This is a genomic window from Enterobacter oligotrophicus, from assembly GCF_009176645.1.
GTDB lineage: Bacteria > Pseudomonadota > Gammaproteobacteria > Enterobacterales > Enterobacteriaceae > Enterobacter > Enterobacter oligotrophicus.
In genome coordinates this window covers 3,264,819-3,278,406 of record NZ_AP019007.1, presented here as the reverse complement: position 1 = coordinate 3,278,406, position 13,588 = coordinate 3,264,819, and the positions used below count along the sequence as shown (strand labels likewise).

General features: G+C 56.1%; 13 protein-coding genes and 1 riboswitch. Of the genes, 8 read left to right on the top strand and 5 right to left on the bottom strand.

Going from position 1 to position 13,588, the window contains the following annotated elements; all coding sequences use genetic code 11:
- Positions 1-28: 28 nt before the first annotated feature.
- The 4 genes from leuA to leuD are packed head-to-tail and all read left to right on the top strand — an operon-like array spanning position 29 to position 4,710.
- Positions 29-1,600: a 2-isopropylmalate synthase gene (gene leuA / locus EoCCA6_RS15720; RefSeq protein WP_152083441.1), complete on the top strand. Its 1,572-nt coding sequence runs from the start codon at positions 29-31 to the stop codon at positions 1,598-1,600.
- Positions 1,600-2,691, top strand: a complete 1,092-nt coding sequence (gene leuB / locus EoCCA6_RS15715; protein WP_152083440.1) for a 3-isopropylmalate dehydrogenase — start codon at positions 1,600-1,602, stop codon at positions 2,689-2,691. The genes leuA and leuB overlap by 1 nt, the downstream gene beginning before the upstream one ends.
- A 2-nt stretch (positions 2,692-2,693) precedes the next feature.
- A complete protein-coding gene (leuC, locus tag EoCCA6_RS15710) occupies positions 2,694-4,094 on the top strand; it encodes a 3-isopropylmalate dehydratase large subunit (RefSeq protein ID WP_152083439.1) in 1,401 nt (466 codons plus the stop codon).
- Between the two features lie 10 nt (positions 4,095-4,104).
- Complete coding sequence (gene leuD / locus EoCCA6_RS15705) at positions 4,105-4,710, top strand: 3-isopropylmalate dehydratase small subunit (RefSeq protein ID WP_152083438.1); 606 nt, start codon at positions 4,105-4,107, stop codon at positions 4,708-4,710.
- Between the two features lie 91 nt (positions 4,711-4,801).
- Here the strand turns inward: leuD and EoCCA6_RS15700 are convergent, their stop codons facing one another.
- From EoCCA6_RS15700 to sgrT, 3 genes are all read right to left on the bottom strand, one after another.
- Positions 4,802-4,954, bottom strand: coding sequence for a Hok/Gef family protein (locus tag EoCCA6_RS15700; protein WP_152083437.1), 153 nt, complete (start codon positions 4,952-4,954; stop codon positions 4,802-4,804).
- A 216-nt stretch (positions 4,955-5,170) separates the two neighbouring features.
- Complete coding sequence (locus EoCCA6_RS15695; protein WP_152083436.1) at positions 5,171-6,349, bottom strand: sugar efflux transporter; 1,179 nt, start codon at positions 6,347-6,349, stop codon at positions 5,171-5,173.
- 119 nt (positions 6,350-6,468) lie between these two features.
- Positions 6,469-6,621 carry a glucose uptake inhibitor SgrT gene (gene sgrT, locus EoCCA6_RS15690; protein WP_152083435.1) on the bottom strand — a complete coding sequence of 51 codons (153 nt, stop codon included), beginning with the start codon at positions 6,619-6,621 and terminating at the stop codon, positions 6,469-6,471.
- A gap of 88 nt (positions 6,622-6,709) precedes the next feature.
- Here sgrT and sgrR point away from each other — a divergent pair, with 88 nt between their 5' ends.
- The 4 genes from sgrR to thiQ all read left to right on the top strand — a co-directional run bounded on the left by sgrR (position 6,710) and on the right by thiQ (position 11,788).
- The gene (gene sgrR, locus EoCCA6_RS15685; RefSeq protein WP_152083434.1) at positions 6,710-8,365 is read left to right on the top strand and encodes an HTH-type transcriptional regulator SgrR; all 1,656 of its coding nucleotides are present in this window, start codon (positions 6,710-6,712) and stop codon (positions 8,363-8,365) included.
- 36 nt (positions 8,366-8,401) lie between these two features.
- A riboswitch (TPP riboswitch) is annotated at positions 8,402-8,502 on the top strand.
- A gap of 31 nt (positions 8,503-8,533) precedes the next feature.
- Positions 8,534-9,517, top strand: a complete 984-nt coding sequence (gene thiB / locus EoCCA6_RS15680) for a thiamine ABC transporter substrate binding subunit (protein WP_152083433.1) — start codon at positions 8,534-8,536, stop codon at positions 9,515-9,517.
- On the top strand, positions 9,493-11,103 hold the full coding sequence (gene thiP, locus EoCCA6_RS15675) for a thiamine/thiamine pyrophosphate ABC transporter permease ThiP (protein ID WP_152083432.1): 1,611 nt from the start codon (positions 9,493-9,495) through the stop codon (positions 11,101-11,103). The genes thiB and thiP overlap by 25 nt, the downstream gene beginning before the upstream one ends.
- Positions 11,087-11,788 carry a thiamine ABC transporter ATP-binding protein ThiQ gene (gene thiQ / locus EoCCA6_RS15670; RefSeq protein ID WP_152083431.1) on the top strand — a complete coding sequence of 234 codons (702 nt, stop codon included), beginning with the start codon at positions 11,087-11,089 and terminating at the stop codon, positions 11,786-11,788. Before thiP ends, thiQ begins: the two co-directional genes overlap by 17 nt.
- 42 nt (positions 11,789-11,830) lie before the next feature.
- Here thiQ and EoCCA6_RS15665 read toward each other — a convergent pair whose 3' ends face one another.
- Both EoCCA6_RS15665 and araC read right to left on the bottom strand, forming a co-directional pair.
- Complete coding sequence (locus tag EoCCA6_RS15665) at positions 11,831-12,598, bottom strand: DedA family protein (RefSeq protein ID WP_152083430.1); 768 nt, start codon at positions 12,596-12,598, stop codon at positions 11,831-11,833.
- A 128-nt stretch (positions 12,599-12,726) separates the two neighbouring features.
- Positions 12,727-13,572 carry an arabinose operon transcriptional regulator AraC gene (araC, locus tag EoCCA6_RS15660; protein ID WP_152083429.1) on the bottom strand — a complete coding sequence of 282 codons (846 nt, stop codon included), beginning with the start codon at positions 13,570-13,572 and terminating at the stop codon, positions 12,727-12,729.
- Between the last annotated feature and the right edge of the window lie 16 nt (positions 13,573-13,588).

Sequence of the window (13,588 nt, the reverse complement as noted above, 5' to 3'; positions counted from 1 at the left end):
CGCCCTAAGACAGACAAGGACCTAACCCATGAGCCAGCAAGTCATTATTTTCGATACCACGTTACGTGACGGTGAACAGGCATTACAGGCGAGCCTGAGTGTGAAAGAAAAACTGCAGATTGCGCTGGCCCTCGAACGTATGGGTGTTGACGTGATGGAGGTGGGCTTCCCTGTCTCTTCACCGGGTGATTTTGAATCGGTGCAGACCATCGCGCGTACCATTAAAAACAGCCGCGTATGTGGCCTGGCGCGCTGCGTAGAGAAAGATATCGACGTTGCAGCCGAATCACTGAAAGTCGCCGAAGCGTTCCGTATTCATACCTTTATCGCCACCTCGCCCATGCACATTGCGACCAAGCTGCGCAGTACGCTCGATGAAGTCATTGAACGCGCGGTATACATGGTCAAACGTGCACGCAACTACACGGATGACGTTGAATTCTCATGTGAAGATGCAGGCCGTACGCCAATTGAAGACCTGGCGCGCGTGGTGGAAGCCGCTATCAACGCGGGTGCCAAAACCATCAACATCCCGGATACCGTTGGCTACACCATGCCGTTTGAGTTCTCTAACATCATCACCGGCCTGTACGACCGCGTACCTAATATTGATAAAGCCATCATCTCCGTTCACACCCACGATGATTTGGGTCTGGCCGTAGGCAATGCCATTGCCGCCGTCCACGCCGGTGCGCGTCAGGTAGAAGGTGCGATGAACGGTATCGGTGAGCGTGCGGGCAACTGTTCACTGGAAGAAGTGATCATGGCGATTAAAGTGCGCAAAGACATCATGAATGTGAATACGCGCATTAATCACAATGAAATCTGGCGCACCAGCCAGACCGTCAGCCAGATTTGCAACATGCCCATCCCTGCTAACAAGGCGATCGTCGGCACCGGTGCATTCGCGCACTCTTCCGGTATCCACCAGGACGGCGTGCTGAAAAACCGCGAAAACTACGAAATCATGACCCCGGAGTCGATCGGCCTGAACCAGGTACAGCTGAACCTGACCTCACGCTCTGGCCGTGCGGCGGTCAAGCACCGCATGGAAGAGATGGGTTACAAAGACAGCGATTACAACATGGATCAGCTGTACGACGCCTTCCTGAAGCTGGCCGACAAAAAAGGCCAGGTATTCGACTATGACCTGGAGGCCCTGGCGTTCATCAACAAGCAGCAGGAAGAGCCGGAACACTTCCGCCTGGATTACTTCAGCGTGCAGTCCGGTTCCAGCGATATCGCCACCGCCTCGGTCAAACTGGCCTGCGGCGATGAAATCAAGGCCGAAGCGGCAAACGGCAACGGCCCTGTCGATGCCATCTACCAGGCAATTAACCGCGTCACTGAGTACGACGTTGAGCTGGTGAAATATGACCTGACGGCTAAAGGCCACGGCAAAGATGCCCTCGGTCAGGTGGATATCGTGGTGAATTACAACGGCCGCCGTTTCCACGGTGTGGGTCTGGCGACCGATATTGTCGAATCTTCCGCAAAAGCGATGGTGCATGTCCTGAACAACATCTGGCGCGCCGCCGAAGTCGAAAAAGAGTTGCAACGCAAAGCTCAGAATAAAGAGAACAACAAGGAAACCGTGTAATGTCGAAGAACTACCATATTGCTGTGTTGCCGGGTGACGGTATTGGCCCGGAAGTGATGGCACAAGCGCTGAAAGTCCTGGAAGCCGTTCGTTCGCGTTTTGCGATGAAAATTACCACCAGCCACTACGATGTGGGCGGTATCGCGATTGATAACCACGGTACGCCATTGCCGAAAGCGACCGTTGAAGGGTGTGAAAATGCCGATGCCGTGCTGTTTGGCTCCGTGGGTGGCCCGAAATGGGAACACCTGCCACCGGCAGAACAGCCTGAGCGCGGCGCGCTGCTGCCGCTGCGTAAGCATTTCAAATTGTTCAGCAACCTGCGTCCGGCGAAGCTGTATCAGGGGCTGGAAGAGTTTTGCCCGCTGCGTGCGGATATCGCCGCCAACGGTTTCGACATCCTCTGCGTGCGTGAGCTGACCGGCGGGATCTACTTCGGCCAGCCAAAGGGCCGCGAAGGCAGCGGCCAGCATGAGAAAGCGTTTGATACCGAGGTGTATCACCGTTTCGAAATTGAACGTATCGCGCATATCGCGTTTGAATCTGCGCGCAAACGCCGCCATAAAGTCACGTCCATTGATAAAGCGAACGTGCTGCAGTCGTCCATCCTGTGGCGTGAGATCGTCGGCGAAATTGCTAAGCAATATCCTGACGTTGAGCTGTCGCACATGTATATCGACAACGCGACCATGCAGCTGATTAAAGATCCGTCCCAGTTTGACGTGCTGCTGTGCTCCAACCTGTTTGGCGATATTCTGTCTGACGAGTGCGCGATGATCACCGGCTCCATGGGCATGTTGCCTTCTGCCAGCCTGAATGAGCAAGGCTTTGGCCTGTATGAACCGGCGGGCGGCTCTGCGCCGGATATCGCAGGCAAAAACATTGCCAACCCGATTGCGCAGATCCTCTCCCTGGCCCTGCTGTTGCGCTATAGCCTCGATGCAGGCGATGCCGCAACCGCAATTGAAAACGCCATTAACCGTGCGTTAGAAGAAGGCGTCCGTACTGGTGACTTAGCACGCGGCACGGCAGCAGTCAGTACCGATGAAATGGGCGATATCATTGCCCGCTATGTCGCTGAAGGGGTGTAATCATGGCGAAAACGTTATATGAAAAATTGTTTGATGCGCACGTTGTCTACGAGGCACCAAACGAAACCCCACTGCTGTATATCGACAGGCATCTGGTGCACGAAGTGACCTCACCACAGGCATTCGACGGGCTGCGTGCGCACAAGCGTCCGGTGCGTCAGCCGCGTAAAACCTTCGCGACGATGGATCACAACGTTTCCACCCAGACCAAAGATATCAATGCGTCCGGTGAAATGGCGCGCATCCAGATGCAGGAGCTGATTAAGAACTGTAATGAATTTGGCGTTGAACTGTACGATCTGAACCACCCGTATCAGGGCATCGTTCACGTGATGGGGCCTGAGCAGGGCATTACTCTGCCAGGCATGACCATCGTCTGCGGTGACTCCCATACCGCCACTCACGGCGCGTTTGGTGCGCTGGCGTTTGGTATCGGTACTTCTGAAGTTGAACATGTTCTGGCAACGCAGACCCTGAAGCAGGGCCGTGCCAAAACCATGAAGATTGAGGTCAAAGGCAAAGCGGCACCAGGCATTACGGCTAAAGACATTGTACTGGCGATTATCGGCAAAACCGGCAGTGCAGGCGGCACCGGCCACGTGGTCGAGTTCTGCGGCGACGCCATTCAGGCGCTGAGCATGGAAGGTCGAATGACCCTGTGCAACATGGCCATCGAGATGGGAGCCAAAGCGGGCCTGGTGGCACCGGACGAAACCACCTTCAACTATGTGAAGGATCGTTTGCACGCGCCAAAAGGCAACGATTTTGTTGAAGCGGTAGAATACTGGAAAACCCTGAAAACGGATGAAGGCGCAACCTTCGATACCGTTGTCACTCTGCAGGCGGAAGAGATTGCGCCGCAGGTCACCTGGGGAACGAATCCCGGCCAGGTCATATCCGTTAACGATATCATTCCGGACCCGGCTTCCTTCGCCGATCCGGTCGAACGCGCCAGCGCGGAAAAAGCACTGGCCTATATGGGGCTGAAACCCGGCGTGCCGCTGACTGACGTCGCGATCGACAAAGTGTTTATTGGCTCCTGTACCAACTCCCGTATCGAAGATTTGCGCGCCGCGGCAGAGATTGCCAAAGGCCGTAAAGTGGCTCCCGGCGTACAGGCGCTGGTTGTACCGGGTTCCGGTCCGGTGAAAGCCCAGGCGGAAGCCGAAGGTCTGGATAAGATCTTTATCGAAGCGGGCTTCGAGTGGCGCTTGCCGGGCTGCTCCATGTGTCTGGCCATGAACAACGACCGCCTGAACCCCGGCGAGCGTTGTGCCTCTACCAGTAACCGTAACTTTGAAGGCCGTCAGGGCCGTGGTGGGCGTACCCATCTGGTCAGCCCGGCAATGGCCGCCGCTGCGGCAGTCACCGGCCATTTCGCCGATATTCGCAGCCTGAAATAAGGAGACAATCATGGCAGAGAAATTTACCCAACATACGGGCCGGGTTGTTCCACTGGACGCCGCTAACGTCGATACGGATGCCATCATCCCTAAACAGTTTTTGCAGAAAGTGACCCGCACGGGTTTTGGCGCACACCTGTTTAACGACTGGCGTTTCCTGGACGATAAAGGTGAAGTGCCTAACCCGGAATTCGTCCTGAACTTCCCGGAATACAAAGGCGCATCCATCCTGCTGGCGCGCGAAAACTTCGGCTGCGGCTCATCGCGTGAGCACGCCCCCTGGGCGCTGACCGACTACGGTTTTAAGGTCGTTATTGCTCCGAGCTTCGCGGATATCTTCTACGGCAACAGCTTTAACAACCAGCTGTTGCCGGTAACGCTGAGCGATGCGCAGGTCGACGAGCTGTTTACGCTGGTACAGGCGAATCCGGGTATGTCGTTTGAGGTGGATCTGGAAGCGGAAGTGGTGAAAGCCGGTGATAAGACCTACAGCTTCAGCATTGACGCGTTCCGCCGCCACTGCATGCTAAACGGGCTGGACAGTATTGGCTTAACGCTGCAGCACGAAGAGGCTATCTCCGCTTACGAGAAAAAACAGCCTGCGTTTATGGGCTAAATGCAATGGCCCGCATCCTGCGGGCCATTGATAAGGGTGCGTTGAGGCTTGACCACTCTGGAGAGGCGGGGAACTTCCCCCGCCAATACCGCTAACGTTTTGCTTCGTAGGCCAACACTGCCGCCAGCTCTGTTTTCTCCTGTCTGAAATGCAACTCACACAGCGAGTCGCGAACCATCCAGGTGAAGATCAACAACGTCGTACAGATCAGAAACAAACCTAACAGCAGAGTATGTTTTGGCATTCCAGCCTCCTTATTGCTTTTCGGCAATGAAGAGACTAACCTCGCAATGTGGGTTGTGAAGTTAGCCTCCCCATCAGTTTTTTGATGTGGGACTCTCCACTGTTTGCCTCTTGCGAAAGCCTGAGGCAAACAGCCTCAAGCACCCGCCACGCACTCTATGCTCCTTCTCAGAGCCTGTCAGAAAGTCAGTGAATTTCGTGAAGCCGCCTTCCAGAATCAGACATCTTTCACACGACACGTCAGCAGTAACGTCATAACAGAGATCGCAGCAATCACCCAGTACACTGGCGCATGTCCGTAGCTTTGCGCCAGCGCGCCCTGAATCACACCGGCCAGAATCACTCCCGTTGAAATACTGTTGGTAAAGAGCGTGGTGGCTGAGCCTGCCCGACCCGGCATTAAATCCTGGAACCAGAGCATCCCAATCCCGGCGACAATCCCGATAAATACAGCGTTAAACAGCTGCAGCGCCAGCAGCGCCGTATGGCTGTGGAAGAAAATCAGGCCAAAATAGAACAGCACGCCCGCCGCCACGGCAGTTACCATCATCCTTCGCTTGCCGAAGCGCTTAACGTAATACCCCGCCAGTATCATCGCCGGGATTTCCAGCCCGGCAGCGGTGCCCATTAAAATCCCCGCGAGCTTATCCGGCAAACCCAGTGTGCTGCTGATCCACAGCGGCATATCGATGATGTACATGGTGTTGCAGGTCCACATCAGCGTGGAGGCGATAAACAGCATCCTGACATTCTTATCCTGCCAGCCGCTGACATGCGTAATGGGTTTATCCGTCGTCTGCTCAACCCGCGCCACCGACGGCAGCGCAAAGGCAATCAACGCGAGGCTGATGGCAAAAATCCCGGCGGCGATGGAAAACATAGCAGTAAAGCCGTAATTCAGCGCCAGCATGAACGCCAGCGGCGGGCCGATCACCCACGCCAGCGAGAGCTGCGCACGCATCACCGAGCTAAACATCACCACTTCCCGCGCTGAACTGTCGGCATATTCACGCGCCAGCGCGAACAGCTGCGGCATGGCAGTGTTCGCCAGAGACGCCAGCAGCACTCCGCAGGTGAGAAGCGTCAGGTAATGACGATTGAACGCAAACAGCAGCGCATTAGCGACAGCCATGGCACAGCAAAACAGGATCAGCTTACGACGGTCACCCTGACTGTCGGATCGTTTTGCCAGCCACAGGCTGACGAGGATACCGGCAATGGCATTGACGGTGTAGAACAGGCCAACCCAAAACGGCTGCGCTCCCACTTCACGGCTGAGGAACAGACTGAGCGTCGGTGCCTGCAGCGCCCCCGCCACGCCCATCATGAAGGCCACCAGCATAAAAGCGGCATACACGCCGTTCAGGCGTCGCCCCATCGTCATCAACCAGAGCATGCGCAAGTCCTTGTGAAAGCGAATCGAAATTGGGTGAATAGTAAACGAAAAAAGCCAGCAAAAACATTTTGCTGGCGGGTGATTAGCACCAATACTCAGTCACACATGATCGAGGCGAGTTAGCGAGAAGAGGTCGGTTTCGTAACGTCCCACTGCATCAGATCTTCCAGCATTTTCAGCCGTTGCTCTGCACACTGGCGGGCCAGCCAGGACACACCTTGTGTCGCTGAAAAATAGTGCTGATAAAACTGACGTGCGGTAGACCTCTTCATAATTTACCTCCTCGCTTCATCGGGAAGAATTATTGGCTTAATATAGGGATAAATAAATTGCTGATTTTTTGTCAGGAGTTCCTCTTTTATGCCTTCCGGTCGTCTGCAACAACAATTTATCCGCCTGTGGCAATGCTGCGAGGGGCAATCGCAGGAGACCACGCTGAACGAACTGGCTGACCTGCTCAACTGTTCGCGTCGGCATATGCGCACGCTGCTCAACACCATGCAGCAGCAGGGCTGGCTCAACTGGGAGGCCGAGGCGGGACGCGGCAAGCGTTCACGTTTGACCTTCCTGTATACCGGGCTGGCATTGCAACAACAGCGAGCGGAAGATCTGCTGGAGCAGGATCGCATCGATCAGCTGGTACAACTGGTGGGCGATAAAGCGGCAGTGCGCCAGATGCTGGTCTCTCATCTCGGGCGAAGTTTTCGCCAGGGACGCCATATCCTGCGGGTGGTCTACTACCGCCCAATGAAAAATCTGTTACCCGGCACGGCATTACGTCGTTCTGAAACACATATGGCGCGGCAAATCTTCAGCGGGCTGACGCGGATAAATGAGGAAAACGGGGAACTCGAAGCGGATATCGCGCACCACTGGCAGCAGCTGTCCCCCCTTCACTGGCGTTTCTTTTTACGTCCTGGCATTCATTTTCACCACGGCCGCGAGCTGGATATGCGCGACGTCATCGTGTCTTTAGAGCGCGCCCGCACGCTGCCGCTCTACTCGCACATCACGCATATTCATTCGCCGACGGCCTGGACGCTGGATATCGAGCTTTCGCAGCCAGACAAATGGCTTCCCTGGCTGCTGGGCTATGTACCGTCGATGATTTTGCCCGCCGAGTGGGAATCGCTGAACAATTTTGCCAGCCTGCCCATCGGCACCGGCCCCTATTCCGTTTCACGCAATAACAATAATCAGTTAAAAATCCGTGCCTTTGACGACTACTTTGGCTACCGGGCGTTGATTGATGAAGTGAACGTCTGGGTGTTACCGGATATCAATGAAGAGCTCAGCGTTGGGCTGACGCTGGAAGGCCCCACTACCGGTGAAAAAGCGGTTGAGAGCCGCCTTGAAGAGGGCTGTTATTATCTGCTTTTTGATAGCCGCACCCATCGCGGCGCAAACCACGAGGTCCGCAAATGGATCAGCCACATTCTCGCCCCCGCAAACCTGATCTACCACGCAGAAGAGCAATATCAAACCTTCTGGTTCCCGGCGTACGGTCTGCTTCCTCGCTGGCACCACGCCCGACCGGTGCAGGCTGAAAAGCCCGCGGGGCTGGAATCCATCACCCTCACGTTTTACCGGGAGCATGTCGAACACCGTTTTATTGCCAGGATCATGAGCAAACTGCTGGCGGCCGTTGGGGTGACGCTGGAAATCCAGGAAGTGGACTATGATGAATGGCATCGCGGCGATATCGTCAGCGATATCTGGTTAAACAGCGCCAACTTTACTCTGCCGCTCGATTTTTCGCTCTTTTCGCATCTGTATGAGGTGCCGCTGATCCAGCGCTGTATCAACCGTGACTGGCAACAGGACGCCACCCAGTGGCGTGCGGGTGAGATGAACCTGGCCGCGTGGTGCCAGCAGCTGTTATCCGAACAGGCCATCGTGCCGTTGATCCACCACTGGCTGATGATTCAGGGCCAGCGCAGTATGCGCGGTTTGCGGATGAATACGCTGGGCTGGTTTGATTTTAAATCCGCCTGGTTTGCGCCGCCGGAACCATAACACTTTCGTAATATTCACCAAATCATTACAATACTGCCGTTCTCAACGGGGTGCTGCATCACTGATGTGCGCTGAGATAATACCCGTCGAACCTGATCCGGATAACGCCGGCGAAGGGATTTGAGGCTGTCGCTCAAAATCCTTTGCCACTCAACTTTGAGGTGCAAAGTGTTAAAAAAATGTCTTCCCCTGCTGGCGCTGTTTGCGCTGCCTGCTTTTGCTAAGCCCGTTCTGACGGTCTACACCTACGACTCCTTCTCCGCAGACTGGGGCCCTGGCCCGGTGGTTAAAAAAGCCTTTGAAGCTGATTGCAACTGCGAGCTGAAGTTCGTGGCGCTGGAAGATGGCGTCTCGCTGCTTAACCGTCTGCGCATGGAAGGGAAAAACAGCAAAGCCGATGTGGTGCTTGGGCTGGACAACAACCTGCTGGAAGCCGCCACGCAAACCAAACTGTTCGCCAAAAGCGGCGTGGCGGCAGATGCCGTTAACGTCCCTGGTGGCTGGAAAAACGATACCTTTGTCCCGTTCGATTACGGCTACTTTGCTTTCGTCTATGACAAAAATAAGCTGAAAAACCCGCCGAAAAGCCTGAAAGAGCTGGTCGAAAGCGACCAGAAATGGCGCGTGATCTATGAAGATCCGCGTACCAGTACGCCTGGCTTAGGGCTGCTGTTATGGATGCAGAAAGTTTACGGAGATAACGCGCCGGAAGCCTGGCAGAAGCTGGCGGCCAAAACCGTGACCGTCACCAAAGGCTGGAGCGAAGCCTACGGTCTGTTTCTGAAAGGAGAAAGCGACCTGGTGCTGAGCTACACCACCTCCCCGGCCTACCACATTATCGCTGAGAAGAAAGACCACTACGCCGCCGCCAATTTTGCTGAAGGCCACTACCTTCAGGTAGAAGTGGCTGCGCGCACTGCCGCCAGTAAACAGCCGGAGCTGGCCGAGAAGTTCCTGAAATTTATGGTCTCCCCGGCGTTCCAGAATGCGATCCCGACAGGCAACTGGATGTACCCGGTGACCAACGTGACGCTGCCAGCAGGCTTCGACCAATTGACCAAACCGCAAACGTCGCTGGAATTTACGCCGCAGCAGGTCGCCACGCAGCGTGCAGCATGGGTAAGTGAATGGCAACGCGCCGTCAGCCGCTGATTCCCGGCTGGTTAATACCTGGGCTGCTCGCCGCCATCCTGATGGTGGCGGTCAGTCTGGGCGCATTTCTTGCGTTGTGGTTTAACGCGCCAGAAAGTGACGTGCCCGCACTCTGGCACGACAGTTATCTCTGGCACGTAGTTCGCTTCTCTTTCTGGCAGGCATTTCTCTCCGCGCTGCTGTCGGTGATCCCGGCCATTTTCCTCGCCAGATCGCTTTACCGCAGGCGTTTTCCCGGCAGGCAGGCGCTTCTCCGTCTGTGCGCTATGACGCTGATCCTGCCCGTTCTGGTGGCAGTGTTCGGTATTTTGAGCGTGTATGGTCGTCAGGGCTGGCTGGCCTCACTCTTTGCGTCTTTAGGTCTGGAGTGGACCTTCTCCCCCTACGGGCTGAAGGGCATTCTGCTGGCGCACATCTTTTTCAACATGCCGATGGCAACACGGCTCTTTTTGCAGGCGCTGGAGAATATCCCCGGCGAACAACGTCAGATTGCCGCCCAGCTCGGCATGCGCGGCTGGTCGTTCTTCCGTTTTGTCGAATGGCCATGGCTGCGACGTCAGATCCCGCCCGTCGCCGCGCTGATCTTCATGCTCTGCTTCGCCAGCTTTGCCACCGTGCTTTCTCTCGGCGGCGGGCCGCAGGCCACCACCATTGAGTTGGCAATTTATCAGGCGTTAAGTTACGACTATGACCCTGGCCGTGCGGCGTTGCTGGCGATGGTGCAGATGGTCTGTTGCCTTGCGCTGGTGTTGCTGAGCCAGCGATTAAGCAAAGCGATTCCACCAGGCAGCAATCAAATCGCAGGCTGGCGCGATCCGCAGGACAGCCTGCACAGCCGCATCACCGATGTTTTTCTTATCGTGCTGGCGCTGTTGCTGTTGCTCCCGCCATTGATGGCGGTCATCGTCGATGGGCTGAACCTCAATCTGGTGTCCGTGTTGCAACAGCCAGTCCTCTGGCAAGCGACCTGGACCTCGCTGCGGATTGCGCTGGCCGCCGGGTTGCTATGCGTCATACTGACCATGATGCTTTTATGGAGCAGCCGTGAACTCTACGCCCGCCACGCCCGTAAAGCCGGGCAAACGCTGGAGCTGACGGGGATGCTGATCCTGGCGATGCCGGGCATCGTCCTGGCGACGGGCTTCTTTTTACTGTTCAACAGCACCATCGGCCTGCCGGAAAACGCCGACGGCATCGTCATTTTCACCAACGCCCTGATGGCCATCCCTTACGCACTCAAAGTGCTGGAAAACCCGATGCGCGACGTGAACAACCGCTACATTTTGCTGTGTCAGTCTCTGGGAATGCAGGGCTGGCAACGGTTAAAGGTTGTGGAGCTACGCGCCCTGAAACGCCCGCTGGCACAAGCGCTGGCGTTTGCCTGCGTGCTCTCGATCGGTGATTTTGGCGTGGTGGCGCTCTTCGGCAATGAAGATTTCCGCACGCTGCCGTTCTGGCTGTATCAACAGATTGGCTCTTACCGCAGCCAGGACGGTGCCGTTACTGCGCTGTTACTGCTGCTGCTGTGCTTTGCGTTATTTACCGTTATCGAAAAACTTCCGGGGCGTGATGTTAAAACTGATTGATGTGACCTGGCTTTACCGGCATCTGCCGATGCGTTTTACCCTCTCCGTCCGCCAGGGTGAGATGATTGCGGTGCTTGGCCCAAGCGGCGCAGGAAAAAGCACGCTGCTCAATCTAATTGCCGGTTTTCTGCAACCGGCAAGCGGGGCGATCGTGATTGAAAACCACGACCATACCCGCACGCCGCCCGCGAAACGTCCGGTGTCGATGCTGTTTCAGGAAAACAACCTGTTTAATCATCTTACGGTTAGACAAAACATCGCCCTGGGGATGCATCCGGGACTCAAGCTGAACAATGCCCAGCGCGAAAAGCTGGAGCTCATTGCCGCGCAAATGGGGATAACCGACTTTCTCGACAGGCTGCCGGGCGAGCTTTCCGGCGGGCAACGTCAGCGTGTGGCGCTGGCGCGCTGCCTGGTGCGCGAACAACCGGTTCTGCTGCTGGATGAACCCTTCTCTGCGCTCGATCCCGCGTTACGTCAGGAAATGCTGGCATTGGTGCAGGATATCTGCCGCCGCCAGCAGCTTACGATGCTGATGGTGTCGCACAGTATCGAAGATGCCGCACGCATCGCGCCACGTTCGGTGGTGATCGCGGAGGGGCGCATTTTGTGGGATGGCGAAACAGAAGAACTGCTTAGTGGTAAAGCGGGGGCATCTTCACTGTTAGGCATTCGTGCGGTCTGATGCCCTCACCCTGGCCCTCTCCCGGTGGGAGAGGGAAATACCTTAACGGCTCACCACCTTCAACAGGATCTCACCGTACACCGGCATTAGCGGATGGCGAATCAGTGCGACCAGCGCCACTATTGCCACGCCCAGCGTCAACGGCGCGAGCCACAGCAAGCGCGAGCGCGGAAGGTAGCGCGTCAGGCGATCGACATTCGCTTTGGCGCTGCGCCATAACCGCCAGCAGAGCCATACCGCCAGCCACAGCAGCAGTGCCGTTGCCAGCAATAACCACTTAAACTGGCCGCTTTGCGCATCGGCCGGGATATCAATAGCGGCACCGGCCAGAATCCCCGGCAGGAAATAGAACGGCGGCCAGAAGACACAGCCGATAATGTTCGGCACCACAAATTTCGCGACGGGCAGATCCAGCATCCCGGCCACCATCGGCACGATCGGACGCGTTGGCCCGACAAAGCGGCCCACGAGGATCGTGAACATGCTGTGCTGATGCAGCGCATGTTCGGTTTTATCCAGCAGCGCTTTGTTCTTTTTCATGAACGACCAGCGGTGCAACGGTTTCTTAAAGCGCCAGCCCAGCCAGAAAGAGATCCAGTCGCCCAGTAAACAGCCGATAATCCCGGCCATCCACGCCTGCCAGAAATTAACTTCACCGCTGCCAATCAGCGCGCCCAGTCCCGCCATCATCACCGTACCGGGCAAAATCAGCCCGACCAGCGCCAGCGATTCCAGAAACGCCACCAGCGCCACGGCGATGAGCGAGTACATAACGGACTGGGTGATAAAATGTTCCAGCAATGCCTGCATAACTATTCCAGTCAGAAAACGAATCAGGGATTCTGCTTAGCGCCCTGCGCCGCGTCAAGGCATCAATTGTCTGAATAGTTTACAGGGCGCGTTCTGAGTTCACCTGTTTGTTTATCTTTTTTTACCGTTTATTCACATCCTGCACGGAATTCGCTGGGGCTGGCTCCGGTGCATTTTTTAAACACGCGGGAAAAATAGAGCTGATCTTCAAAGCCCACGTTACGCCCCACGGTGGCAATGGGCATTCGGGTGGTGCTGAGCAGCAGCTTCGCCTGGCTGATACGCTGATCCTCGCGCCAGCTCAGCACGCTGACGCCCAGCTGCTGGCGGAAAAGGTGCGACAAACGTGACGGTGAGAGGCAAACATGCTGTGCAACGCTGGCGATATCAAACTGGCTGTCGGCCAGGTGATCGCTAATGTACTGGCAGGCATCACGCACGCGGTTATCCAGCGGTGGGTTGAGCGATTCGTTAATCGCCTCCATGCGGCGTAGCAGTAACTGTTCAAGCAGGTTGATCGCCAGCAGTTCGGCATAGCGCCCCCCTGCCTGCCCCGCCTCAATAATCTGCGCGAACAGCTCGCGGAACTGTGCCTGGTGAACATCATCCGGGCGATAAAAACCGGTATGGGCGAATATCGCAGGCCAGGAGAGCCACTCCTGCCAGTAGGCGCGCGGGCGGAAGTAGACCCACTGGTGATACCACTCTTTGGCCTCCGGATGGCGGCCGTAGTGGTGGATCTCCCCCGGTGGAAACAACAGCATATCGCCGGGGCGGCAGATAAACTGCTGATCGTGATTTTTAATGACCCCCTCTCCCCGCACGGTGAGGTTCAGAATATACCCTTTCATCCCCAGCGGTCGGTCAACGTAAAAATCGAGGTAACCCTCGGCTTCGATAGGGGTCAGCCCCGCCACCAGATGGGCATTAAACGAGTAGCCCGGCAGTAAGGGATCGTTTTGCGTTTCGGCCATAGATTCAATTCTCCCA

Excerpts from the sequence above, each read along its gene's own strand:
- thiQ (WP_152083431.1), top strand. The coding sequence starts at position 11,087 with ATGTTAAAACTGATTGATGTGACCTGGCTTTACCGGCATCTGCCGATG.
- sgrT (WP_152083435.1), bottom strand. The coding sequence starts at position 6,621 with ATGAAGAGGTCTACCGCACGTCAGTTTTATCAGCACTATTTTTCAGCG.
- EoCCA6_RS15665 (WP_152083430.1), bottom strand. The coding sequence starts at position 12,598 with ATGCAGGCATTGCTGGAACATTTTATCACCCAGTCCGTTATGTACTCG.
- thiP (WP_152083432.1), top strand. The coding sequence starts at position 9,493 with ATGGCAACGCGCCGTCAGCCGCTGATTCCCGGCTGGTTAATACCTGGG.
- EoCCA6_RS15700 (WP_152083437.1), bottom strand. The coding sequence starts at position 4,954 with ATGCCAAAACATACTCTGCTGTTAGGTTTGTTTCTGATCTGTACGACG.
- leuA (WP_152083441.1), top strand. The coding sequence starts at position 29 with ATGAGCCAGCAAGTCATTATTTTCGATACCACGTTACGTGACGGTGAA.
- sgrR (WP_152083434.1), top strand. The coding sequence starts at position 6,710 with ATGCCTTCCGGTCGTCTGCAACAACAATTTATCCGCCTGTGGCAATGC.
- leuD (WP_152083438.1), top strand. The coding sequence starts at position 4,105 with ATGGCAGAGAAATTTACCCAACATACGGGCCGGGTTGTTCCACTGGAC.
- araC (WP_152083429.1), bottom strand. The coding sequence starts at position 13,572 with ATGGCCGAAACGCAAAACGATCCCTTACTGCCGGGCTACTCGTTTAAT.
- EoCCA6_RS15695 (WP_152083436.1), bottom strand. The coding sequence starts at position 6,349 with ATGCTCTGGTTGATGACGATGGGGCGACGCCTGAACGGCGTGTATGCC.
- leuC (WP_152083439.1), top strand. The coding sequence starts at position 2,694 with ATGGCGAAAACGTTATATGAAAAATTGTTTGATGCGCACGTTGTCTAC.
- leuB (WP_152083440.1), top strand. The coding sequence starts at position 1,600 with ATGTCGAAGAACTACCATATTGCTGTGTTGCCGGGTGACGGTATTGGC.